The organism is Micromonospora sp. NPDC051006 (assembly GCF_044456245.1).
Lineage (GTDB): Bacteria > Actinomycetota > Actinomycetes > Mycobacteriales > Micromonosporaceae > Micromonospora.
The window spans coordinates 77,974-99,886 of sequence record NZ_JBITFP010000010.1 but is presented as its reverse complement, the minus strand read 5'-3'; the positions used below and the strand labels follow the sequence as shown (position 1 = coordinate 99,886).

Below are 21,913 nucleotides of genomic sequence, written 5' to 3'. Positions count from 1 at the left end.
GCCGGTACGGACCGTCCACGGTAGCCGTCGGCGGCCCGCCGGTCACCCGCCCCACCGGCTCGTCCGAGCCGGGACGGTCGCCGCGGCAGCGCCACGCGAACGGCACCCGGTGTCCGACCGAGCCGGCCCGCGGCGAACTCGGCGGCCGGGCCGGAACCGCCCAGGGCGGGGGCAACCGGGCGGTCCGGGCGGACCGGATTGGCCGAGCGCCCGGTGGGCCGTCGCGGCCCGTGCGACGCTGAGCCGGTGCCGATGCCGCCGACCCGCGACGGGTCGGGCGCCCGGCGCCACGGCGGGAAGGGGCAGCCAGTGACGGGAGTGCCGCAGGTCGACTTCGCGCTCGACACGTACGAGTGCATCGTGCTCTATCCCGGCGCGGCCGGGCGGGCCCTGCCGACCGAGACGGTCCAGCGCCTGCAGGCCGAGCACACCGAGCACATGCAGGCGTTGCAGAGCCGGGGCATCGTCCTGGTCGCCGGCTCGGTGGACGGGCCGGCCCGCGAACCGGAGCCGCCGATCGGGTTCGGGCTGGCCCGGACCGGCTCGGTGGACGACGTGCGCAGCGTGATGGAGGCCGACCCGGCGGTGCAGGCCGGGCTCTACCGGGTCGACGTGCTGACCTTCCTCTGCCCGGCCGGTTCGCTGGAGTTCCCGCTGGCCAAGACGCAGAGCTGAGCCGGGTCGCAGATCGGCGGGTGTCGTCATGACGACGGCGCCGGGCCCACGGCCGGTGTTAGCGTCGCGCCAGCCAGGACGGCCGCCGGGGCGCACCGGGCGCCTCGCCCGGCCCGGTCGAGGAGTCGCCATGACCTCCGTCGCCGCCCCCGACGTCCAGCGGGCCGTCGCCGACCTGCGCCCCGTCCTCGGTGACCGCCTGGCGGTGCCCGGCGACGCCGACTTCGCCGCCACGGTCCGGCTCTGGAACGGGGCGGTCGACCGTACCCCCGCGCTGGTCGCCCGCTGCCACGACGCCGACGAGGTGGCGCTGGCCGTGCGGGTGGCCACCGGCTGCCACCTGCCGCTGTCGGTGCGCGCCGGCGGGCACGACTGGGCCGGCCGGGCGCTGCGCGAGGGTGGGCTGGTGCTCGACCTGACCGGGATGCGGACGGTGGAGGTCGATCCGGCGGCGGGCACGGTCACCGTGGCCGGCGGCGCCACCGTCGCCGACGCGCTGGCCGCCGCCCGGCCGTACGACCTGGTGCTGGCCACCGGCACGGTGCGTGCGGTCGGCCTGGCCGGGTTGACCCTCGCCGGCGGCTACGGACCGCTCTGCGGCCGGTTCGGGCTGGCGCTGGACAACCTGCTCGCGGCCGAGGTGGTCCTCGCCGACGGCCGCCGGGTCACCGCCGGCCCGGACGACGACGCCGAGCTGTACTGGGCGCTGCGCGGCGGCGGCGGCAACCTGGGCGTGGTCACCCGGTTGCGCTACCGGGCGCACCGGCTGCCCGCCGCGCTCGCCGGCATGATCCTCTTCGCCCTGGACGAGGCGCCGGCCGTGCTGTGCGGCTACCGCGACGTGCTCGCCGCCGCACCCGACGAGCTGACCGTGATGGCCGGCTTCCTGCCCGGCCCGGCGGGGGAGCCGCTGGTCTTCGTCTGCCCGACGTACAGCGGCCCGGATCTCGCCGCGGGCCAGGCCGCGGTGGCCGCGCTCCGCGCGCTCGGCACCCCGCTGGTCGACCAGGTCGGGCCGCTGGCCTACGAGGACGTGACGCGGATGTTCGACGGCGGGATGACCGACGGGAACCACTACCTGCTGCGGACCCGCTGGCTGCCAGGGCTCGACGACGCCGCCGTCGAGGTGCTGGTCGACGCGGCCCGACGGATCACCTCGGCGCACTCGGCGGTGGCGCTGCACCACTTCCACGGAGCGGCCAGCCGGGTGGGCTCGGCCGACACCGCGTTCGCGCTGCGCACCGACCACCTGCTGGCCGAGGTGATCGCGGTCTGGACGCCGACGGACGACCCCGGGCCGCACCGCGAGTGGGCCGAGCGGACCTCCGCCGCGCTCGCGGCGCACGCGCTGCCCGGCGGCTATCCGAACCTGCTCGCCCCGGCCGAGACCGACCGGGTCCGGCTCGCCTACGGCGCCAACTACGACCGGCTGCTGCGGGCCAAGCGCCGCTACGACCCGCGGGGGGTCTTCACCGCCGTACCCACGCTGCCGCCGTCGCCCGGCGGCGGTCCCGACGCCGGTGGGAGCGCGCCCGCGCCGCCGCCGCGAGCGCCGTCCGGTGGCGGCTGAGCCGGTGGCCGGGGACCGGGCCCCGACCTGGCCGGCGGGAGCACCCCGCCGGTCGACGCCGCCGGAGGCGTACGATTCCCGGCGCGCGGTCGCCGTTGCCCGCCAGCCACAACGTCCCCGGTGCGGTTCCGCCCGCCGGTCAGTGCGGATACCGCGCGACGTTGGACAATTGTTTCGCAGCCCGCAAGGGGTCGGCCCGCAGCCCGACCCGGAAGAGAGACTAGCCTGATGGGCGTGACACGCCGCGCGAAGATCGTCTGCACTCTTGGCCCCGCCACTTCGTCGCCGGAGCGCATCCGAGGGCTCGTCGAGGCCGGGATGAACGTGGCGAGGCTGAACTTCAGCCACGGCAGCCACGCCGACCACGAGGCGGTCTACCGGCTGGTTCGCGAGGCGGCCGAGGCGGCCGGGCGGCCGGTGGCGATCCTGGCCGACCTGCAGGGCCCCAAGATCCGGCTGGGCCGGTTCGCCGACGGCCCGCACGAGTGGCGCACTGGTGACTCCGTGGTGATCACCAGCGACGACATCGTGGGCACCAAGGAGCGGGTCTCCTGCACCTACCGCAAGCTTCCTCAGGAGGTCAAGGCGGGCGACCGGCTGCTGATTGACGACGGCCGGGTCGCCGTCGAGGTCAGCGAGGTCACCGGCAACGACATCCGCGTGCTGGTCACCGAGGGCGGCCCGGTCTCGAACAACAAGGGCGTCTCGCTGCCGAACGTGGCGGTCAGCGTCCCGGCCATGTCGGAGAAGGACGCCGAGGACCTGCGCTTCGCCCTCGGCCTGGGCGTCGACATGATCGCCCTCTCCTTCGTCCGCTCGGCGGACGACATCAAGCTCGTCCACACGATCATGGACGAGGAGGGCGTGCGCCGCCCGGTGCTGGCCAAGGTCGAGAAGCCCGAGGCGGTGGACCACCTGGAGGCGATCGTGCTCGCCTTCGACGGGGTCATGGTCGCCCGCGGCGACCTCGGCGTGGAGCTGCCGCTGGACCAGGTGCCGCTGGTGCAGAAGCGGGCCGTGCAGCTCTGCCGGGAGAACGCCAAGCCGGTCATCGTGGCCACCCAGATGCTCGACTCCATGATCGAGAATTCCCGCCCGACCCGCGCCGAGGCCTCCGACGTGGCCAACGCGGTGCTCGACGGCGCGGACGCGGTGATGCTCTCCGGCGAGACCAGCGTCGGCAAGTATCCGGTGCTCACCGTCAGCACCATGGCGAAGATCGTCACCACCACCGAGTCCGGCTCGATCGGGGTGCCCCGGCTCCAGCACGACCCGCGTACGCACGGCGGCGCGCTCACCGTCGCCGCCTCCTCGATCGCCCGGGCCATCGGCGCCAAGGCCCTGGTGGCCTTCTCGCAGACCGGCGACACCGTCAAGCGGCTCTCCCGGCTGCACTGCGACCTGCCGCTGCTGGCCTTCACCCCGGTCCCCGAGGTGCGCAACCAGCTCGCGCTCTGCTGGGGCGTGGAGACCTTCCTGATGCCGTTCGTGCAGCACACCGACGACATGTTCCGCCAGGTCGACCAGGCCCTGCTCGGCCTCAACCGGGCCAACCCGGGCGACTACGTGGTGATCGTCGCCGGCAGCCCGCCCGGCACCCCCGGCTCGACCAACACGCTGCGCGTGCACCAGCTCGGCTCGCTGGTCGATGCGGCGTCGGCCCGGGCGTTGCAGTGAGCGCCCCGAAGGTCGCGGTCGGCCAGGCCGCGGTCGACCAGCTGCTCGAGGTGCTCGACCTCGAGCAGACCGGCGACAACGCCTTCCGGGGAATGAGCCCACCGGTCGGGCCGCAGCGGGTCTACGGCGGTCAGGTCGCCGGCCAGGCGCTGGTGGCCGCCGGCCGCACCGTCAACCCGGAGCGCTTCGTGCACTCGCTGCACGGCTACTTCGTCCGCCCGGGTGACCCGGCCGAGCCGATCGCATACCGGGTGGAGGACGTCCGCGACGGGCGTTCGTTCTCGGTGCGCCGGTCGGTGGCCCTGCAGCACGACAAGCCGATCTTCTTCATGTCGGCCTCGTTCCAGCGGGCCGAGGAGGGGCTGGACCACCAGGCCCCGGCCCCGCCGGACGTGCCCGCGCCGGAGGACGTGCCGACGATGTCCGACCGGCTCGCCCGCTACCCGGAGCGGCTCGGCATCTGGGGCCAGATCCCCCGGCCGATCGACGTGCGCTACGTCGGCGAGCCCGGCTGGGTGCGCCCCGGCGACCGGCCGGCCGACCCGCAGCAGCGGGTCTGGATGCGCATCGACGGCAAGCTGCCGGACGATCCGCTGCTGCACGCCTGCGCGCTCACCTACGCCTCCGACCTCACCCTGCTCGACTCGGTGCTCTCGGTGCACGGTGAGGTGTGGGGGCCCGGCGGCGTGGTCGGTGCCAGCCTGGACCACGCGCTCTGGTTCCACCGGCCGTTCCGCGCCGACGAGTGGTTCCTCTACGACTGCTGGAGCCCGTCGGCGTCCGGCGCGCGTGGGCTGGCCACCGGTCGGATGTTCACCACCGACGGCCGGCAGATCGCCAGCGCCGTCCAGGAGGGTCTGCTGCGCCGCGTCGGCGCCTGAACGCCCCGGCCCGGGCCGCCGCGCGCCGAAAAGCTGCCGCGGGCCGCGTGGCCGGCCGGGCAGCCCGGCCGGCCGATCGGCCGAGGGCGGCGGGCCGGGCGGCTGACCAGCGGGCTAACCTTGCCGGCATGCGCCTCTCCGCCCGGGTCGACTATGCCCTCCGTGCCGTCGCCGAGCTCGCGGCGACGGCCAGCGGGCCCGGGCGGGGCCGCCCGGTCACCGCCGAGCAGATCGCCCGGGCTCAGGAGATCCCGCCGAAGTTCCTGGAGAGCATCCTGCTGCAGCTGCGCCGCGGCGGCATCGTGCACGCCCAGCGCGGCCCGGAGGGCGGCTACTGGCTGGCCCGCCCGGCCGAGGAGATCTCCCTCGCGGAGGTGATCCGGGTGATCGACGGGCCACTGGCGCACGTGCGGGGGCAGCGGCCGGAGCAGCTCGGCTACCACGGGGCGGCCCGCTCGCTGCAGGAAGTCTGGATCGCGCTGCGGGCCAGCGAACGGGAGATCCTGGAGCTGGTGACGGTGGCCGACGTGGCCGGCGGCACCCTGCCCAGCCGGATCACCGAGCTGGCCGCCGACCCGCGCGCCTGGATCTGAGCGCCGTTCGCCGTCGTCCCACCCACCGATCGGACCCTTGACCGGGAGCCCCGGCGTGCCGCATTGTCGACCAAGTCGATAGGAGATGCCGAAAAGTCAGGGGGCGCTCGTGCGCAAGCTGTTGGTCCTCGCACTGGTCGGACTCGCCGCGCAGCTGGTCGACGGCTCGCTCGGCATGGCGTACGGGTTGACGTCGTCGACGCTGCTGCTGGTCGCCGGGGTGGCGCCGGCCGCCGCCTCGGCCTCGGTGCACCTCGCGGAGATCGGCACCACGCTCGCCGCCGGGGTGGCGCACTGGCGCTTCGGCAACGTCGACTGGCGGGTGGTCTCCCGTATCGCCGTACCCGGCGCGCTCGGCGCCTTCGCCGGCGCGACCTTCCTCAGCTCCATCTCCACCGACTCGGCCGCCCCGTGGATGGCCGGCATCCTCTTCGTCCTCGGCGCCTACCTGCTGGTCCGCTTCGCCCGACCGCTGCGCACCGGCGTCGCCGCGGGCCGGCTGCGGGGGCGCTTCCTCGGTCCGCTCGGCCTGGTCGCCGGCTTCGTCGACGCCACCGGCGGTGGCGGCTGGGGGCCGGTCGCCACTCCGGCGCTGCTGGTCTCCGGGCGGATGGAACCGCGCAAGGTGATCGGCTCGGTGGACACCGCCGAGTTCGTGGTCGCCGGCGCGGCCAGTGTCGGCTTCCTGATCGGCCTCGGCACCGAGGGTTTCCTGCTGCCCACCGTGGCCGCGCTGCTGGTCGGTGGCCTGATCGCCGCGCCGGTGGCCGCCTGGCTGGTCCGGATCGTCCCGGCCCAGCTGCTCGGCGCCGCGGTCGGCGGGGTGATCGTGCTGACCAACGCCCGGACGTTGCTGCGCGCCGGCGAGTTCGGCGGCGCGACGCCGCCCCTGGTCTACGCGCTGCTCGCCGCCGGCTGGGTGCTCGCCCTGGTGCTGGCGGTACGGGCGCTGCGGCGTACCCGCCGGGAGCGGGCCACGGCCCGGCCGGTCACGCCGGTCGACGCCGCCGCGGCCGAGCGGGTCGACGCCGAGCCGCGCCCGTTGGCCGCCGTCGAGCGCTGAACCGTCCACTGCGGTGCACGGATGTCGGGGTGTCGGGGTGGCCCCAACGCCCCGACACCACCGCGCCCGAGTTGATCAGACCTTGCCGAGCAGGTCGGTCGCGGCCTCGTCGAGCAGGTGCCAGGCCTCGTCGACGTGCGCCTCGGCGGTCTGCGGGGAGCCGACCGCCAGGCGCAGCGTGTACCGGCCGCCGACCCGGGTGTGGGTCAGATGGACCCGGCCGGTGCCGTTGACCCGGGCCAGCAGGTCGGCATTGATCGCGTCCAACTCGGCCCCGACCCCGTCGCTGGCCGGTGACGAGCTCACGGCAGCCTCGCCGGCCGGCGACGAGCCCACGGCGGCCGCGCCGGCCGGCGACGAGCCCACGGCGGCCGCGCCGGCCGGCGACGAGCCCACGGCGGCCGCGCCGGCCGGCGACGAGCTCACGGCAGTTTCGTCGGCCGGCGGCCCGGTGGCGACCCGCAGCCGGAAGCAGACCAGCGAGAACGGGTGCGGCGCGGCCAGCTCGAACCGGTCGTCGGCGCGGACCCGGTCGGCGAAGCGGGCGGCCAGCGCCACGCCCCGGCGGATGTGCGCCCGAAGCCCCTCGACGCCGTACCAGCGCAGCACGAACCAGAGCTTCAACGCCCGGAACCGGCGGCCCAGCGGCACCTGCCAGTCCCGGTAGTCGATCACCGCGCCGGACTCGGTGGCGGCGTTGCGCAGGAACTCCGGCATCACCGTCAACGCCTCGATCAGCTCGCTGCGGTCGGCGACCCAGAACGCGTCGCAGTCGAAGCCGGTGAGCAGCCACTTGTGCGGGTCGAAGCAGTACGAATCGGCGTACTCCAGCCCGGCGTGTGACCAGCGCAGCTCCGGGCAGACCGCGGCCGCGCCGGCGTACGCGGCGTCCACGTGCAGCCAGATCCCGTACTCCGCGCAGATCGCGCCGATCTCCGGCAGCGGGTCGACGGCGGTGCTGGAGGTGGTGCCGATGGTGGACACCACGATCGCCGGCAGGTCACCGGCCGCCCGGTCCGCCTCGATCGCGGCGCGCAGCGCGTCCGGGCGCATCGCCTGCGTGTCCGGGTCGACCTCGACGGCCCGCACCCCTTCGCTGCCGAGACCGGCGATCCGGGCCGCCTTCTCGATCGAGGAGTGCCCGTGCGTCGAGGTGTACGCCCGGTAGCGGCGGTCGACACCGTGGTCGCGCCACCGGCCGCCGCTGGCCCGGTGCAGCGCGGCGAGGGTGGCGACCAGGGTGGCCGAGGAGGCCGAGTCCTGGATGACGCCGCCGCCGCGGGTGTGCGACCGGAACCGCTGCGGCAGGTCGAGCAGCCCGGCCAGCCAGTCCAGCATCACCGTCTCCAGCTCGGTGCAGGCCGGGGCGGTCGCCCAGAGCATGCCCTGCACGCCGAGCCCGGAGCTGACCAGGTCGCCCAGCACGCTGGGGCCGGAGGTGTTGGCCGGGAAGTAGCCGAAGAACCCGGGGTGCTGCCAGTGCGTCAGCCGGGGCGTGACCAGCGCGTCCAGGTCGGCCAGGACCGCCTCGACCGGCTCGCCGGCGGTGGGCGGCGCGGCCGGCAGGGCGGCGGCGAGCGCGCCCGGCGGATCGACCGAGGTGACCGGCCGCTGCCCGAGCGTCGTCCAGTAGTCGGCGATCCAGTCGACCACGGCGTGGCCGGCGCGGCGGAACTCGTCCGGGTCCATGTGCGGTGCGCTCACCCGGACGAGTCGATCACCTGTGGGGCGGCCGGGGCAAGAGCCGGCTCTCAGTCGGGCGCCGCGACCCGCCGGTCGGCGGGCCGAGGCGGCAGGCACCGGGCCGGCAGCCGCGGAATCCGCACAGCTCCGGCCCGGTGCGCCACACCGCGGCATTCCCGACCCGTCCCGACCGGGAATGCCGTACCACCACCGGGACCAAATCTAGGCCGGGTCCGGGTCGCGGGGGTGACGTCAGCGTGAAGATCGTGTTTCAGGCGCTCCGGCGCAGACCGCCGGCGACCTGCTCGGCGATCAGCTCGTACGAGCGCACCCGGTCGTCGACGTCGTAGACCAGCGTGGTGAGCATCAACTCGTCCGCGCCGGTGCGCGCCAGCAGGTCGGTGAGCTGCCGGCGCACCGTCTCCGGGGAGCCCATCGCCTGGCCCTCCCGGCGCTGCAGGACGAAGTCGCGCTCAATCTCCGTGTACGGGTACGCCGCCGCCTCGTCGGGCGTGGCCAGCGGCTCGGGCCGCCCCGAGCGCAGCTTCAGGAAGGAGAGCGCGCTCGGCCCGGCCAGCCACTCCGCCCGCTCGTCGGTGTCCGCGCAGACGGCGTTGACCGCCACCATCGCGTACGGCTTCTCCAGCCAGCGCGACGGCCGGAAGTTCTGCCGGTACAGCGCCAGCGCGGGCAGCGTGTTCTGGGCGCTGAAGTGGTGCGCGAAGGAGAACGGCAGCCCGAGCAGGCCGGCCAGTTGGGCGCTGAAGCCGCTGGAGCCCAGCAGCCAGATCGCCGGCTGCTGACCGCGACCCGGGGTGGCGGTGATCGGGCCCGGCTCCTCGCCGCTGAAGTAGTTCATCAGGTCGGCCAGCTCACGGGGGAAGCCCTCGGCCGACAGCCCCTCCATGGTCCGGCGCAGGGCCAGCGCGGTCACCTGGTCGGTGCCCGGCGCACGGCCGATGCCCAGGTCGATCCGCCCCGGGTGCAGCGCCTCCAACGTGCCGAACTGCTCGGCCACCACCAGCGGCGCGTGATTCGGCAGCATCACCCCACCGGAGCCGAGCCGGATGGTCGAGGTCGCCGCGGCGAGGTGCGCGAGCAGCACCGCCGGCGCGGAACTGGCGATCGCCGGCATGTTGTGGTGCTCGGCCACCCAGAACCGGTGGTAGCCCAGCTCCTCGGTGCGCCGGGCGAGCTCGGCGGTGTGCCGCAGGGCTTCGCCGGCGGTGGCGCCGGCGGCGACCGGAGCAAGATCAAGAACGGAGAGCGGTACGGTGATCACACGGCTCGCCAACCCCGACCGCGCCGGATTTGTTCCCCGGAGCGACTCATCCCACGCCGCGAGCCTGCTCGAAGATCAGGCTGGTCTGGGTGTGCTGCACCGCCGGGTCAACCGCCAGATGGTCGAGCACGAAGTCGCGCAGCGCGTCGGCCGACGCCGCCCGCACGTGCAGGACGTAGTCCTCCGCGCCGGCCACGTGGAACACCGACACCACGCCGGGCAGCCGCACCGAGCGGCCCCGGAACGCGTCCACCGCCGCCCGCTCGTGCTCCCGGAGCCGCACCGAGACCAGCGCCTGCAACGGCAGCCCGAGCGCCGCGGGGTCGACGTCGGCGTGGAAGCCCCGGATCGCACCGGACTCGCGCAGCGCGCGGGTGCGGGCCAGGCAGGTCGAGGGGGCCACCCCGACCCGCTCGGCGATGGCGTTGTTCGGCAGCCGGCCGTCGGCGGCCAACTCGGTGAGGATCGCGCGGTCGACGTCGTCCAGGGCCGCGAGCGGCCGAAGATCGTTCAGCACAGGGGGCATGCCCACATCCTCCACCGAATCTGATCCACATTCCAGCGGCTTCAACAGAATCATCTTCGGAACCATTGTGATCTGACGGCCTGATGTTCGACGCTTCCGGCATGACGACGACCGTGGACACCCGCGCCGTACACGCCGGCCGCGACGACCTGAGCGCACTCGGCGTCCACGTGCCGCCCATCGACCTCTCCACCACCAACCCGTTGCCGTCCGTCGAGGACGGCGGCGACGCCTACGAGAGCCTTGCCACCGGCGCACCGCTGCCACCCGGCGCCAGCGCCGTCTACCAGCGGCTCTGGAACCCCACGGTGGCCCGCTTCGAGACCGCGCTCGCCGACCTCGAAGGCACCGCCGCGGCCGTCGCCTTCGCCAGCGGCATGGCCGCCCTCACCGCCACCGTGCTCGCCGCCACCCGGGACGGGCACCGCCATGTCGTCGCCGTGCGCCCCCTCTACGGCGGCACCGACCACGTGCTCGCCAGCGGGCTGCTCGGCACCACGGTGACCTGGGCCCGACCCGACGAGGTCGCCGCCGCCGTCCGCCCCGACACCGCGCTGGTCGTCGTCGAGACCCCCGCCAACCCCACCCTCGACCTGGTCGACATCGCCGCGCTCGTGCACGCCGCCGGCGACGTGCCGGTGCTGGTCGACAACACCGTCGCCACCCCGGTGCTTCAGCAGCCGGCCCGGCACGGCGCCGCGCTCGTCCTGCACAGCGCCACCAAGAGCATCGGCGGGCACGGCGACGTCCTCGCCGGCGCCGTCGCCTGCGACGCCGACTGGGCCGCCCGACTCCGGCAGGTCCGCGCCGTCACCGGCGCGATCCTGCACCCGCTCGGCGCCTACCTGCTGCACCGCGGCCTGCAGACCCTGCCCGTGCGGGTCCGCGCCCAGCAGGCCGCCGCGGAGAAGCTCGCCGCCTGGCTCGTCGGCCACCCCGCCGTCGAACGCGTCCACCACCCCTCCCGGCACGACCCGGCCGGGCTGGTCGGCCGGCAGTTGGCCGGCACCGGCAGCCTGCTCGCCATCGAGGTACGCGGCGGCGCGCCCGCCGCCGCCACCGTCGCCGGGGCCTGCCGCCTGATCACCCACGCGGTGTCGCTCGGCGGGGTGGACACCCTGATCCAGCACCCCGCCTCGCTCACCCACCGGCCGGTCGAGGGCGACGCGAAGCCGGCCGGCGGCCTGCTGCGCATCTCGGTCGGCCTGGAGGACCCGGAGGACCTGCGCGCCGACCTGGCCCAGGCGCTCGCCACCATCGGCTGACCGCCCACCGGCCCCTCGGCCCCGGCGGCCCGCCGGGCTCGATCGGCGCAGCCGTCAGGTCAGGTCCCGGTTCGCCAGCACCCGGCGCGGCGAGCCCTCCCGGGCCACCCGCAGCATCGCCCGACCGAGCCGGTCGGAGCTGGTGACCTGCGCCGGGAAGAGCCGCTGCACCAGCGGATAGAGCGGGCGGGTCACCGCGTACCCGAGCCGGTACCAGCGGGTCTTCGACACCACCCCGTGCGTCGGCTGGATGAAGCCGGGCCGGGCCGCGTAGCCGTTGGGCAGCAGGTCGAGCACCGCGTTCTCGGCACGTCCCTTGACCCGCGCCCACATCACCCGCCCCCGACCGGTGGAGTCGGTGCCGGCTCCGGAGACGTAGACGAACGTGACGGCCGGGCTGACCTCGGCGAGCAGACGCGCCGCCGCCACCGGGTAGTCGTAGCTGATCCGGGTGTACGTCGCCTCGTCCAACCCGAGTGAGGAGACGCCGAGGCAGTAGAAGCAGGCGTCGACGCCGGTCAGCTCGTCGCGCAGCGCGCCCAACTCGCCCACGTCGTCGACGGTGATCTCCCGCAGCTTCGGATGCCGCTGGCCGGTGGGCGTACGCCCGATCACCAGCACGTCGCGCACGTCGTCGGCGAGGAGGCTCTCCCGGAGCACACCCTGCCCGACCATGCCCGTCGCACCGAAGATGACCACCCTCACCGTTGCGCTCCGCTCTCCGGCCGTCCGCCGGGCTCGATCTGATCGGCGCGCTCGCCCGCGTCGCCGTCGTGGGTGCCGTCGTCCGGCCGGATCAGCCGGGCGACCGCGTCGGTGACCGTGCGCCGCCGCTGCCGCAGCCCGTCCGTACCCGAGGTGGGCGCCAGCTCGGCCGAGCCGAGCATGGAGAGGCCGACCACCAGCAGCAGCAACTCGTCGGCCGGGTAGCGGTCGGGAAGCCGGCCGGCCCGCTGGGCCGCCGCGATCGCGGCCGCCTTGTCCGCGTTCGACGCCGCCACCGCCGGCGGCAGCGCCGTCATCCCACCGCGCTCGAGCGAGTGCCAGAGCAGCAGCCGCAGCGCCTGCGGGTGGGTCTGGTTGCGGTCGAAGAGCCGGCCGGCGTACCCGGGCAGGTCGTCCGGGTCGATCGGCACCTCCGCGACGGTGCTGACCACCAACGCGTCGAAGACCGCGTCGAAGAGCTGGTCCTTGTTGCCGAAGTAGGCGTAGATCATCGCCTTGTTCGCGTCCGCCGCGGCGGCGATCCGGTCCACCCTTGCTCCGGAGATGCCGCGCGCCGCGAACTCGTCGGCGGCGGCGGCCAGCAGCCGCCGCCGGGTGTCCTCCGCGTCCCGTGCCATGCCGGAGAGGATAGCCGACCAACTGGTTAGTTGCATCGCTGGCCACGCCGTGCTTCACTCGACGTAGCAACCAACCAGTCAGTTAGTTAGTCGAAGGAGTGACGATGAGCGGCTACACAATGCCCGACCAGTCCGGACGCCTCGCGGTCGTGACCGGCGCCAACAGCGGCATCGGACTGGAAACCGCCCGCCGACTCGCCGCCGCCGGCGCCGAGGTGATCCTCGCCGTACGCAACACCGACAAGGGCGACACCGCCGCGGCCGACATCCGCGACACCACCCCCGACGCCCGGCTCCGCGTCGAGGAACTCGACCTGTCCCGCCTCGCCTCGGTCGCCGACCTCGCCCGCCGGCTCACCGCCGCCGGCCGCCCGCTGGACCTGCTGGTCAACAACGCCGGCGTGATGGCCGTACCGACCCGACACACCACCGCCGACGGCTTCGAACTCCAGTTCGGCACCAACCACCTGGGCCACTTCGCACTCACCGGCCGACTGCTCCCGCTGCTCACCGCCGGCAACCGCCCCCGCGTGGTCACCCTCAGCAGCGGCACCCACCACTTCGGCCGCATCGACTTCGACGACCTGCAGAGCGAGCGGCGCTACAGCGCCCAGCGCGCCTACGCGCAGTCGAAGCTCGCCACGCTGATGTTCGCCGACGAACTGCAACGGCGCAGCGACCGGCACGGCTGGGGCCTGCTCAGCAACGCCGCGCACCCCGGCGCGACCCGGACCAACCTGCAGGCCGCCGGCCCCAGCCTCGGCCGCGACCGCACGGAGATCCCGTTCTCCACCCGGCTCACCATGCGGATCCCCGGGTTCTGGCAGGACGTCGACCAGGGCGCGCTGCCCACCCTCTACGCCGCCACCAGCCCCGACGCGGCCGGCGGCGAGTACTACGGCCCGAACGGCCCGTTCGGCCTGACCGGCCCGCCCGCTGTCGCGCGCAAGTCGCGCCGCGCCCGCGACACCGGGGTCGCGGAGCGGCTGTGGCGGGACTCCGAGCAGCTCACCGGCGTGATCTACCCGCGCTCGGCCGTGCCCCTCGCCCGCTAGGCACCTGCCGGCCGCAGGCATCCACAAGATCACGCTCGAACCGGAATGTAGTGAGCTCGCGCTGTCAGGGATGCCGCTACATCCTGGATCCAGCCCGATTGTGCGGATCGCGGGCGGTCGGCGCGCCCGGCCCTCAGGACTTCGGGCCCACGTGTTGGTCGAGCGCGGCGACTGCGTCCCGCCGGGCCACCGACAGCGAGTTGCGGCGGTTCATCCGCCAGGCGATGCCGAGCTCGTCGAGCGCCCACTGACAGAGCCCCATGATGTCGGCCGACTCGTTGACGAACATGTAGCGCGGATAGACGTACTCCTTACCACGCACTCTCACCCGGTTGGCGATCCGGCAGCCGTCGGAGTGGAACAGACCCCGGAGGAGGTCGCCCGGACAGGCGCTCACGATCTTCCGCTGCCAGTCGGCCAGAACAATTGGCCGCTCGTGCTTCTTGCCCGGCCCGTGCTGCGGCAGCAGGCAGGGCCAGTGCTTGCCATAGCTCTGCACGCCGACGCAGCCCTTCTTCTGGACCCGCTGCACAGAGGCAGCCATTACCAACCTCATGGCCGCTTCGCAGGCATCGACGAGGTGCGGCCAGCAGTTGGCGCAGTAGATCCGTAGGACCGGCATCCGGTCCGATGTGACCAGATGTCCGTCGCCCAGGTAGAGGCCGAGCAGGTAGGCATAGGCGGCGGGGTCTGTCGGATTGTCGACGTCGGGGGAGCAGCGGAAGCACCGCGAAGCAGTGCCAACGACGGCGGGTTCGGGTCGGTCCACGCACCAGTGCCAGACGGTCGTGTAGGGCAGCGAGAGGGCGCGGGCTATCGAGCGGATGTTGTCGCCCCGTGCGCGAAGAGCCTGGGCGCGCGTACGCAGGTGTGGTGGATGCACCACCCTAATCATCGAACCGATGTACGACAAAAGTGCCGGGAGCGGGACTCGAACCCGCACGCCCTTTCGGGCAGATGCTTTTGAGGCATCCGAGTCTGCCGATTCCTCCATCCCGGCTCCGCCCCTCGGGCGGGTGTCGCTCACTGTACCCGACTAGTCTCATGCGGGAGCATGGGCGGTAGCAGTGCAAGAACGATGGTGGGGGTAGAGCTCGTGGCCGAGACGCAGACGGATGCCGAGCGCAGGCGCGTACTGATCGCCGAGGACGAGGCGCTCATCCGGCTGGACCTCGCCGAGATGCTTGTCGAAGAGGGCTACGAGGTGGTCGGGGAGGCCGGCGACGGCGAGACCGCCGTCCGGCTCGCCGAGGAGCTCAAGCCCGACCTGGTCATCCTCGACATCAAGATGCCGATCATGGATGGCCTGGCCGCCGCCGAGCGGATCGCCGGCGCCCGGATCGCCCCGGTGATCATCCTGACCGCGTTCAGCCAGCGTGACCTGGTCGAGCGGGCCCGAGCGGCCGGCGCGATGGCCTACCTGGTGAAGCCCTTCCAGAAGAGCGACCTGGTGCCGGCGGTCGAGATCGCGCTCTCCCGCTACGCGGAGGTCGCGGCCCTGGAGGCGGAGGTCGCCGGCCTGACCGACCGGCTGGAGATCCGCAAGACGGTGGAGCGGGCCAAGGGCGCGCTGATGACGACGTACGGGATGACCGAGCCGCAGGCGTTCAAGTGGATCCAGCGCACCGCGATGGACCACCGGATGACCATGAAGGAGGTCGCCGAGCGGATCCTCGCCGAGACCGCCGGCGGTGAGGTGACCCGGCCGGCCTCCTGACGGCCGCATTTCGGGGGCGCCAGCACCCGCTGCTGATAGATAGCATCGGATCCGTGTCCCTCAGGCGCGTGATCGCGATGTTCGGTCTGTCCGCCGTGCTCCTCGCCGGCTGTGACCAGGCGCCCGCGCGGGTCGATCCCGAGCCGCTCGCTCCGGCGTGGCAGCAGGTGACCCTGCCCGTGCCGCCGGGGGCTCCCGGCCGGCTGCTGTTGCGCGACGCCGTGGCCTGCGCCGGTCGCTGGTACCTGGTGGGCGGGGTCGCCGACGCCGCCGGCGACACCCGGCCGACGGCGTGGACCAGCACCGACGGCGCCGCCTGGCGGAACGTGCCGATCAAGGCCGACTCCTTCTACGGCCGGCAGAACGTGCTCTACGCGGTGGGTTGCCGCGACGGCGTGGCCGCGGTGATCGGTGCGAAGGTGGGCGGCGCCCACGGTTATCCGCGGGTGAGCACCTGGCGGCAGCGGCCGGACGGCGGGTTGGTCGAGGTGCAGGCGCCGTTCGAGACGTTCGGTGGGCCCAAGGCGGTCAACGTGTCGCGGCTGGCCGGCGGCCCGGCCGGCTGGTTGATCGCGGGCAACCGGTCGAGCGGGGCGGCCGCCTGGGTGTCGCCCGACGCCGCCGAGTTCGCCCTGGTGGAGGGCGCGCCGGAGCTCGCGACCGATGCGACCGGGGTGAGTTGGGCGTTCGACGCGGTGGCCGGGCCGGCGGGCTGGTTGGCGGTCGGCGGGCTACTGCCGCCGGGGCGCATTGACCGTGATCCGGCGGTCTGGACGTCGTCCGACGGGCGGTCCTGGCGTCGGACAGTGCTGCCGGGCAGCCGGGACTACGAGGAGTTGCAGCGGGTCGTGCTCGTCGACGGGGTGCCGGTGGCGGTGGGCCCGCGGGGCGGCACCTTCGGTGCGTGGCGGCAGGAGCCGGGTGGCTGGGTGGCGGCGGGTGGTTTCGGCCGGCGGGCCGCGTCCGGGGTGCCGTCGGTGACCTCTCTCGTGGCCGCCGGTGGTCGGCTGGTCGTCGCGGTGGCCGACGGGGAGCGGCACTCGGTCTGGGAGTCGGTCGACCGGGGCGGCTCGTGGCGGGCGGTGCGCACTCCGGTCGAGCCGTCGGCCGGGGCCGACCGGGACGTGGCGCTGGTGGCGGTGGGTGACCGCTGGTGGCTGGCGGTCGACGACGGGCAGCGCGGCGGGTTCTGGACGGCGCCGGTCGGGTCGGGGTCGTGACCGGCCGGGAGTGGGTGCCGGCTGCGCCGGCTGGGGTGTTAAGGACCGATCGACGGATTGACCTGTTACGGGGACCGCGCGGATCGCGTACGTCTTCGTAACGGTTTCGCAGACCCCGGCACTAGGCCTTCCGGGACGGTGTGCCGTGTCGGTACGCTCCGCCATCACGAGCCGTAACGCAGGGGGCGTCCCTGCGGGGTGGGTGGAACTGCGGGTAGCTGCTGTCCCCGTCATATCGGGTCAGGCACGCCCGCATCTGGAGGAGGTCAGGAAGCCGTGAGGCGAAGCTATGTACGGGCGCTGAGCACCGCCGCGCTCGCTGCGACCCTGGTGGTCGCGGCTGGTTGTCAGGACTCCGGCGGTGGCGACGGTGGCACCGCGTCGGGTGACTGCGGTGGCAAGATTGCGATCTTCGGCGCGTTCACCGGTGACAACGCGGGTCTGGTCATCCCGTCTCTGAACGGCGGGAAGCTCGCCGTCAAGCAGTTCAACGAGGCGAACCCGGACTGCAAGGTCACCCTGCAGGAGTTCGACACCCAGGGTGACCCCGCGGTGGCGACCCCGTTCGCGAACCAGATCGCGGGTGACAACTCGTTCCTCGGTGTCATCGGTGGTCACTTCTCCGGTGAGTCGGACGCGACGATGCCGATCTACCAGGCCGCCGGCCTGGCGATGGTGGCCCCGTCGGCGACCCGTACCGACCTGACCCAGAAGGGGAACACCTCCTTCTTCCGGGTGGTCGGCAACGACGGCACCCAGGCCGGCGCGGTGGCGACGTACCTGAAGTCGCAGAACGCGCAGAAGGTCTTCATGATCGATGACGCCAGCGCCTACGGCGCGGGCATCACCGACGAGCTGGGCAAGCAGCTCGGCCCGCTGGTGGTGAACAAGGACAAGATCCAGGAGCGGCAGGCGCAGTTCGACGCCACCATCTCCAAGATCAAGGCGGCGCAGGCCGACTACGTCTTCTACGGCGGTTACACCCGTGAGGCTGCTCCGCTGGTGAAGCAGATGCGCGCCGCGGGCGTGCAGGCCAAGTTCGTCGGCCCGGACGGTCTCTACGACCCGGCGTTCCCGGAGGGTGCTTCCGGCGGTGCCGAGGGCGCGATCATCACCTGCCCGTGCCTCCCGGCTGACAAGGCCGGCGGCACCTTCTCCGCCGACTACCAGAAGGAGTACGGCATCGCGCCGGGCTCCTACGGTGCCGAGGGCTTCGACGCCGCGAAGATCTACCTGGACGCCTTCAAGGACGGCAAGAAGACCCGGGCGGACATCCTGGCGTACGTGAAGGCGTACGACAAGCAGGGCGTGTCGAAGTACATCAAGTTCGACGCCAAGGGTGACGTCGACCCGACCAAGGTCGTCATCTGGGCCTACCAGATCAAGGGCACGGCGATCGAGCCGCTGCAGGAGCTCAAGCTCAGCTGACGCCTAGGCGCTGGAGTGCGGCCGGGGTGTTGAACCCCGGCCGCACTCGATTCAAGGAGACCCCCGGTGCATTTCGATGAACTGATCGGCCATCTCGGCCAGCACACGGTCGACGGCCTTTCCAAGGGCGCCATCTACGCCCTGATCGCCCTTGGCTACACCCTCGTCTACGGCGTTCTGCGCCTGATCAACTTTGCGCACTCCGAGGTGTTCATGGTCGGTACCTTCGCGGTGCTGATCCTGTGGAACCAGCTCGGGGTGGAAAATAACCCGCCGATCGGCCAGGCGATCCTGTTCCTGGTGCTCGGCCTGATCGTCGCGGCGGTCGCCTCGGGCGGTACGGCCCTGGCGCTCGAGCGGGTCGCCTACCGACCGTTGCGGCGTAAGAACGCGCCGCCGCTGATCTTCCTGATCACCGCGATCGGTCTGTCGCTGGTGTTCGTGGAGCTCTTCGGGCAGGTGCTGCCGAAGTTGCTCGGTGGCGTGCTGCCGGCCGCGTTCGGCCGGCCCCGGCAGATCGTCGGTATGCCGACGATCATCCAGCAGGAGACCCTGTTCACCATCGGCAACACGGCGATCACGAACATCCAGCTGATCGTCCTCGTCGCGGCAGTGGCGATGATGGCGCTGCTGGACTGGTTCATCAACCGCACCCGCTACGGCCGGGGTGTGCGGGCGGTGGCCCAGAACCCGGAGACCGCCGCGCTGATGGGTGTCAACCAGGAGCGCGTGATCATGCTGATCTTCGTGCTCGGTGGGATCATGGCCGGCGCCGCCGCTCTGTTGTGGAGCATGCGGTTCGGCTTCACCCAGAACAGCATTGGCTTCGTGCTCGGCCTCAAGGCGTTCACCGCCGCCGTCCTGGGCGGCATCGGTAACCTGCGCGGCGCGCTGCTGGGCGGCCTCTTCCTCGGCATCGTCGAGGTCTACGGCGCCACGCTCTTCGCGTCCAACTGGGAGGACGTCATCGCCTTCGTGGTGCTGATCGTGGTGCTGATGTTCCGGCCGACCGGTCTGTTGGGCGAGTCGCTCGGGAGGGCCCGCGCATGATCGACAAGATTCGCTCCGCTGATCGCCGCCGGGTGAACCTGCTGACCACGGTCGGCGACCGCTGGCGGGCGCTCACGAAGTGGCAGCAGGCCCTCGGGCTGGTCGCCTTCGTGGCGATCCTCTACTACCTGCCGCTGCTCGGCATTCCGGGCCTGACCTGGTTGCGTACCGACTCGATCGAGGGCGGCAACAACTGGGCGGGCGTGCTCTTCGTCTGCGCCATCTACGTGCTGGTCGCGATCGGTCTGAACGTGGTGGTCGGCCTCGCCGGCCTGCTCGACCTGGGCTACATCGGCTTCTTCGCCATCGGGGCGTACAGCGTGGCGCTGTTCGGCTCGGTGAACTCGCCGGTGGTGAAGTGGATCCAGCAGGAGTTCGACCTGCCGCCGACCTGGGCGGTGACCTGGGCGATCTGCTTGTTCATCGCGATCGTGCTGACGATGATCTCCGGGGTGCTGCTGGGTTGGCCGACGCTGCGGCTGCGCGGTGACTACCTGGCCATCGTGACGCTGGGCTTCGGCGAGATCATCCGGATCGTGGCCCGTAACGCCACCGGGCTGACCAACGGTCCGGTGGGCATCTCGGCCATTCCCGGTCCGGAGGGTGCGCCGTCGGCGGACAACAAGGTCTTCGGCCTGATCGACGCGAAGCCCTGGTACTGGCTGGCCATCACCTTCGTGCTGATCATGGTGTTCCTGGTCCGCCGGCTGGAGCGCAGCCGGGTCGGCCGCGCGTGGCTGGCGGTGCGGGAGGACGAGGACGCCGCGGCGGTGATGGGTGTGTACCCGTTCAAGTTCAAGCTCTGGGCGTTCGCCATCGGTGCGGCGCTCGGCGGCCTGTCGGGCTTCCTCTTCGGTAGCCGGAACGCGTTCATCGACCCGACCCAGTTCAACGCGAACCTCTCCATCCTCTTCGTCGCCATGGTCGTGGTCGGTGGCTCCGGCAACATGATCGGAGTCTCGCTCGGCGCGGTGCTGCTGGCGTACCTGCCGGAGCGGTTCCGCGACTTCGCCGACTACCGGTGGCTGGTCTTCGGTCTGGCCATGGTGCTGGTGATGATCCTGCGTCCGCAGGGCCTGGTCCCGAGTCGGCGGCGTGCCCGCGAGTTGAAGGACCGTGCGGCTGAGGCAGAGGAGGCGCCCGCTCATGTCTGACGAAACCACCAGCACGGCGTCGCCGAAGATCCCGACTCAGGCGGGACCGCGGCCGGTACTGCTCGAAGTCGACGACGTCACGCTTCGCTTCGGCGGCGTCGTCGCCCTCGACAAGATCAATTTCCAGATCTACGAGGGTGAGATCCTCGGCCTCATCGGGCCGAACGGTGCCGGCAAGACGACCAGCTTCAACGTGATGACCGGGGTGTACAAGCCGACCTCCGGGGCGGTCCGGTTCCGCGGTCAGCGGGTGACCGGCCGCAAGCCGCACCAGATCAGCCAGTTGGGCATCTCCCGGACGTTCCAGAACATCCGCCTGTTCCCGGAGATGACCGCGCTCGAGAACGTGATGGTCGGCACGGACTCCCGACACAAGACGAGCGTGCCCGGGGCGCTGTTCCGGCTCTACCGGGTTCGGCCGAAGCCGGAGGAGTTGCCGCAGGTCACCGCCGAGTCCGGGATCGCCCGGACCTGGCAGCAGGTGCGGCGGTCGTGCGCGAAGACGTTCGGGCTGTCCCGGCACATCCTGGAGGAGCGGGCCGCCGAGGCGAAGGCCCTGGCGCTGCTGCGCTTCGTCGGGATCGCCGACCGGGCCAACGACGAGGCGCGCAATCTGCCGTACGGCTACCAGCGTCGCCTGGAGATCGCCCGGGCGTTGGCCACCGAGCCGAAGCTGATCTGCCTGGACGAGCCGGCCGCCGGCTTCAACCCGGCGGAGAAGGAGGAACTCCTCACCCTGATCCGCAAGATCCGTGACATGGGCCTGACCGTGCTGCTCATCGAGCACGACATGCGGCTGGTCATGGGGGTCACCGACCGGATCGTGGTGCTGGAGTTCGGCCGCAAGATCGCCGAGGGTGCGCCCGCGGAGGTCAGCCGCGATCCGAAGGTGATCGCCGCGTACCTGGGGGAGTCCGTCGATGACGCTGCTTGAGCTCGAGAACGTCACCGTCTCCTACGGCCGGATCGAGGCGCTGCACGGCATCAGCCTCACCGTGAACGAGGGCGAGGTGGTGGCCCTGATCGGCGCGAACGGCGCCGGCAAGACCACCACCATGCGGGCCATCTCCGGCACCCGTTCGCTCTCCGGCGGGAAGATCACCTTCAACGGTGAGGACATCAGCAAGCTCCGGGCCGACCTGCGGGTGGTCCGGGGGCTGTGTCAGTCGCCGGAGGGTCGGCAGATCTTCCCGGGCATGACGGTGATGGAGAACCTGGACATGGGGGCGTACACCCGGCGGGACTCCGCCGGCATCGCCGCCGACCTGGACCGGGTGCTGACCCTCTTCCCGCGGCTGGCCGAGCGGCGCAAGCAGGCCGGCGGCACGCTCTCCGGCGGTGAGCAGCAGATGCTCGCGGTCGGTCGGGCGCTGATGAGCCGGCCGAAGCTGCTGCTGCTGGACGAGCCGTCGATGGGTCTGGCCCCGATGGTGATCCGGCAGATCTTCGACATCATCACGGAGATCAACCAGCAGGGCACGACGATCCTGCTGGTGGAGCAGAACGCCCAGCAGGCGCTCTCCCGGGCACACCGGGGGTACGTGCTGGAGACCGGTCAGATCGTGAAGGAGGGGTCCGGCGAGGACCTGCTGCACGACCCGGCGGTCAAGGAGGCGTACCTCGGCGTCGCCTGACGTCACAGCGCGGACGGCCGTCCCCCGGGTCTCCCGGGTGGGCGGCCGTCCGGCGTTTTTCCCGGTGGTGCCGCAGGCGGGGGATGTCGGTGGTACG

General features: G+C 72.6%; 21 protein-coding genes and 1 tRNA gene. 15 read left to right on the top strand and 7 right to left on the bottom strand.

Features of this window, described 5'->3' with window-relative positions; all coding sequences use genetic code 11:
- The first annotated feature begins 309 nt into the window (after positions 1–309).
- The 6 genes from ACIBBA_RS17760 to ACIBBA_RS17735 all read left to right on the top strand — a co-directional run bounded on the left by ACIBBA_RS17760 (position 310) and on the right by ACIBBA_RS17735 (position 6,459).
- Complete coding sequence (locus ACIBBA_RS17760; RefSeq protein ID WP_350872554.1) at positions 310–675, top strand: YciI family protein; 366 nt, start codon at positions 310–312, stop codon at positions 673–675.
- 130 nt (positions 676–805) lie between these two features.
- On the top strand, positions 806–2,245 hold the full coding sequence (locus ACIBBA_RS17755; RefSeq protein WP_396698420.1) for an FAD-binding oxidoreductase: 1,440 nt from the start codon (positions 806–808) through the stop codon (positions 2,243–2,245).
- Between the two features lie 228 nt (positions 2,246–2,473).
- Positions 2,474–3,922: a pyruvate kinase gene (pyk, locus tag ACIBBA_RS17750; RefSeq protein ID WP_350872558.1), complete on the top strand. Its 1,449-nt coding sequence runs from the start codon at positions 2,474–2,476 to the stop codon at positions 3,920–3,922.
- On the top strand, positions 3,919–4,803 hold the full coding sequence (locus tag ACIBBA_RS17745) for an acyl-CoA thioesterase (protein ID WP_396698418.1): 885 nt from the start codon (positions 3,919–3,921) through the stop codon (positions 4,801–4,803). Before pyk ends, ACIBBA_RS17745 begins: the two co-directional genes overlap by 4 nt.
- 128 nt (positions 4,804–4,931) lie before the next feature.
- A complete protein-coding gene (locus tag ACIBBA_RS17740) occupies positions 4,932–5,396 on the top strand; it encodes an Rrf2 family transcriptional regulator (protein ID WP_350872561.1) in 465 nt (154 codons plus the stop codon).
- Between the two features lie 109 nt (positions 5,397–5,505).
- Complete coding sequence (locus ACIBBA_RS17735; RefSeq protein ID WP_396698416.1) at positions 5,506–6,459, top strand: sulfite exporter TauE/SafE family protein; 954 nt, start codon at positions 5,506–5,508, stop codon at positions 6,457–6,459.
- A gap of 75 nt (positions 6,460–6,534) precedes the next feature.
- Here the strand turns inward: ACIBBA_RS17735 and ACIBBA_RS17730 are convergent, their stop codons facing one another.
- From ACIBBA_RS17730 to ACIBBA_RS17720, 3 genes are all read right to left on the bottom strand, one after another.
- On the bottom strand, positions 6,535–8,148 hold the full coding sequence (locus ACIBBA_RS17730) for a pyridoxal-dependent decarboxylase (protein WP_396698564.1): 1,614 nt from the start codon (positions 8,146–8,148) through the stop codon (positions 6,535–6,537).
- Between the two features lie 265 nt (positions 8,149–8,413).
- Entirely contained in the window at positions 8,414–9,424 is a 1,011-nt protein-coding gene (locus ACIBBA_RS17725) for an LLM class flavin-dependent oxidoreductase (protein WP_396698414.1), read from the bottom strand.
- 46 nt (positions 9,425–9,470) lie between these two features.
- On the bottom strand, positions 9,471–9,950 hold the full coding sequence (locus ACIBBA_RS17720; RefSeq protein ID WP_350872568.1) for an Lrp/AsnC family transcriptional regulator: 480 nt from the start codon (positions 9,948–9,950) through the stop codon (positions 9,471–9,473).
- Between the two features lie 83 nt (positions 9,951–10,033).
- On the opposite strand from ACIBBA_RS17720, the gene ACIBBA_RS17715 reads away from it, so the two are divergent.
- Positions 10,034–11,215, top strand: a complete 1,182-nt coding sequence (locus tag ACIBBA_RS17715; RefSeq protein WP_396698412.1) for a trans-sulfuration enzyme family protein — start codon at positions 10,034–10,036, stop codon at positions 11,213–11,215.
- Positions 11,216–11,269: 54 nt separating this feature from the next.
- On the opposite strand, the gene ACIBBA_RS17710 is transcribed toward ACIBBA_RS17715, so the two are convergent.
- The gene (locus ACIBBA_RS17710) at positions 11,270–11,920 is read right to left on the bottom strand and encodes an epimerase (protein WP_396698410.1); all 651 of its coding nucleotides are present in this window, start codon (positions 11,918–11,920) and stop codon (positions 11,270–11,272) included.
- Complete coding sequence (locus tag ACIBBA_RS17705; RefSeq protein WP_396698408.1) at positions 11,917–12,558, bottom strand: TetR family transcriptional regulator; 642 nt, start codon at positions 12,556–12,558, stop codon at positions 11,917–11,919. Before ACIBBA_RS17705 ends, ACIBBA_RS17710 begins: the two co-directional genes overlap by 4 nt.
- Positions 12,559–12,662: 104 nt before the next feature.
- Between ACIBBA_RS17705 and ACIBBA_RS17700 the strand changes: the two genes are divergently transcribed.
- Positions 12,663–13,613: an SDR family oxidoreductase gene (locus ACIBBA_RS17700; protein ID WP_396698406.1), complete on the top strand. Its 951-nt coding sequence runs from the start codon at positions 12,663–12,665 to the stop codon at positions 13,611–13,613.
- Between the two features lie 133 nt (positions 13,614–13,746).
- On the opposite strand, the gene ACIBBA_RS17695 is transcribed toward ACIBBA_RS17700, so the two are convergent.
- Positions 13,747–14,499: a transcriptional regulator gene (locus ACIBBA_RS17695; protein ID WP_396698404.1), complete on the bottom strand. Its 753-nt coding sequence runs from the start codon at positions 14,497–14,499 to the stop codon at positions 13,747–13,749.
- 30 nt (positions 14,500–14,529) lie between these two features.
- A tRNA-Leu gene (locus ACIBBA_RS17690) sits at positions 14,530–14,613 on the bottom strand.
- Between the two features lie 96 nt (positions 14,614–14,709).
- Here ACIBBA_RS17690 and ACIBBA_RS17685 point away from each other — a divergent pair.
- The 7 genes from ACIBBA_RS17685 (at position 14,710) to ACIBBA_RS17655 (ending at position 21,816) form a co-directional block, all read left to right on the top strand.
- A complete protein-coding gene (locus ACIBBA_RS17685) occupies positions 14,710–15,330 on the top strand; it encodes a response regulator (protein WP_350872578.1) in 621 nt (206 codons plus the stop codon).
- Between the two features lie 53 nt (positions 15,331–15,383).
- Positions 15,384–16,550, top strand: coding sequence for a hypothetical protein (locus ACIBBA_RS17680; protein WP_396698400.1), 1,167 nt, complete (start codon positions 15,384–15,386; stop codon positions 16,548–16,550).
- Positions 16,551–16,826: 276 nt separating this feature from the next.
- Positions 16,827–17,978 carry a branched-chain amino acid ABC transporter substrate-binding protein gene (locus ACIBBA_RS17675; RefSeq protein ID WP_350872582.1) on the top strand — a complete coding sequence of 384 codons (1,152 nt, stop codon included), beginning with the start codon at positions 16,827–16,829 and terminating at the stop codon, positions 17,976–17,978.
- A gap of 66 nt (positions 17,979–18,044) precedes the next feature.
- On the top strand, positions 18,045–19,028 hold the full coding sequence (locus ACIBBA_RS17670) for a branched-chain amino acid ABC transporter permease (RefSeq protein ID WP_396698398.1): 984 nt from the start codon (positions 18,045–18,047) through the stop codon (positions 19,026–19,028).
- The gene (locus tag ACIBBA_RS17665) at positions 19,025–20,182 is read left to right on the top strand and encodes a branched-chain amino acid ABC transporter permease (RefSeq protein WP_396698396.1); all 1,158 of its coding nucleotides are present in this window, start codon (positions 19,025–19,027) and stop codon (positions 20,180–20,182) included. The genes ACIBBA_RS17670 and ACIBBA_RS17665 overlap by 4 nt, the downstream gene beginning before the upstream one ends.
- Positions 20,175–21,116 (top strand): ABC transporter ATP-binding protein, encoded by a 942-nt coding sequence (locus ACIBBA_RS17660; RefSeq protein ID WP_396698394.1) that lies wholly within the window; start codon positions 20,175–20,177, stop codon positions 21,114–21,116. The genes ACIBBA_RS17665 and ACIBBA_RS17660 overlap by 8 nt, the downstream gene beginning before the upstream one ends.
- Positions 21,103–21,816 carry an ABC transporter ATP-binding protein gene (locus ACIBBA_RS17655; protein WP_396698392.1) on the top strand — a complete coding sequence of 238 codons (714 nt, stop codon included), beginning with the start codon at positions 21,103–21,105 and terminating at the stop codon, positions 21,814–21,816. Before ACIBBA_RS17660 ends, ACIBBA_RS17655 begins: the two co-directional genes overlap by 14 nt.
- Positions 21,817–21,913: the final 97 nt, after the last annotated feature.

Excerpts from the sequence above, each read along its gene's own strand:
- ACIBBA_RS17665 (WP_396698396.1), top strand. The coding sequence starts at position 19,025 with ATGATCGACAAGATTCGCTCCGCTGATCGCCGCCGGGTGAACCTGCTG.
- ACIBBA_RS17655 (WP_396698392.1), top strand. The coding sequence starts at position 21,103 with ATGACGCTGCTTGAGCTCGAGAACGTCACCGTCTCCTACGGCCGGATC.
- ACIBBA_RS17660 (WP_396698394.1), top strand. The coding sequence starts at position 20,175 with ATGTCTGACGAAACCACCAGCACGGCGTCGCCGAAGATCCCGACTCAG.
- ACIBBA_RS17705 (WP_396698408.1), bottom strand. The coding sequence starts at position 12,558 with ATGGCACGGGACGCGGAGGACACCCGGCGGCGGCTGCTGGCCGCCGCC.
- ACIBBA_RS17755 (WP_396698420.1), top strand. The coding sequence starts at position 806 with ATGACCTCCGTCGCCGCCCCCGACGTCCAGCGGGCCGTCGCCGACCTG.
- ACIBBA_RS17700 (WP_396698406.1), top strand. The coding sequence starts at position 12,663 with ATGAGCGGCTACACAATGCCCGACCAGTCCGGACGCCTCGCGGTCGTG.
- pyk (WP_350872558.1), top strand. The coding sequence starts at position 2,474 with ATGGGCGTGACACGCCGCGCGAAGATCGTCTGCACTCTTGGCCCCGCC.
- ACIBBA_RS17720 (WP_350872568.1), bottom strand. The coding sequence starts at position 9,950 with ATGCCCCCTGTGCTGAACGATCTTCGGCCGCTCGCGGCCCTGGACGAC.
- ACIBBA_RS17740 (WP_350872561.1), top strand. The coding sequence starts at position 4,932 with ATGCGCCTCTCCGCCCGGGTCGACTATGCCCTCCGTGCCGTCGCCGAG.
- ACIBBA_RS17730 (WP_396698564.1), bottom strand. The coding sequence starts at position 8,148 with ATGGACCCGGACGAGTTCCGCCGCGCCGGCCACGCCGTGGTCGACTGG.
- ACIBBA_RS17715 (WP_396698412.1), top strand. The coding sequence starts at position 10,034 with ATGTTCGACGCTTCCGGCATGACGACGACCGTGGACACCCGCGCCGTA.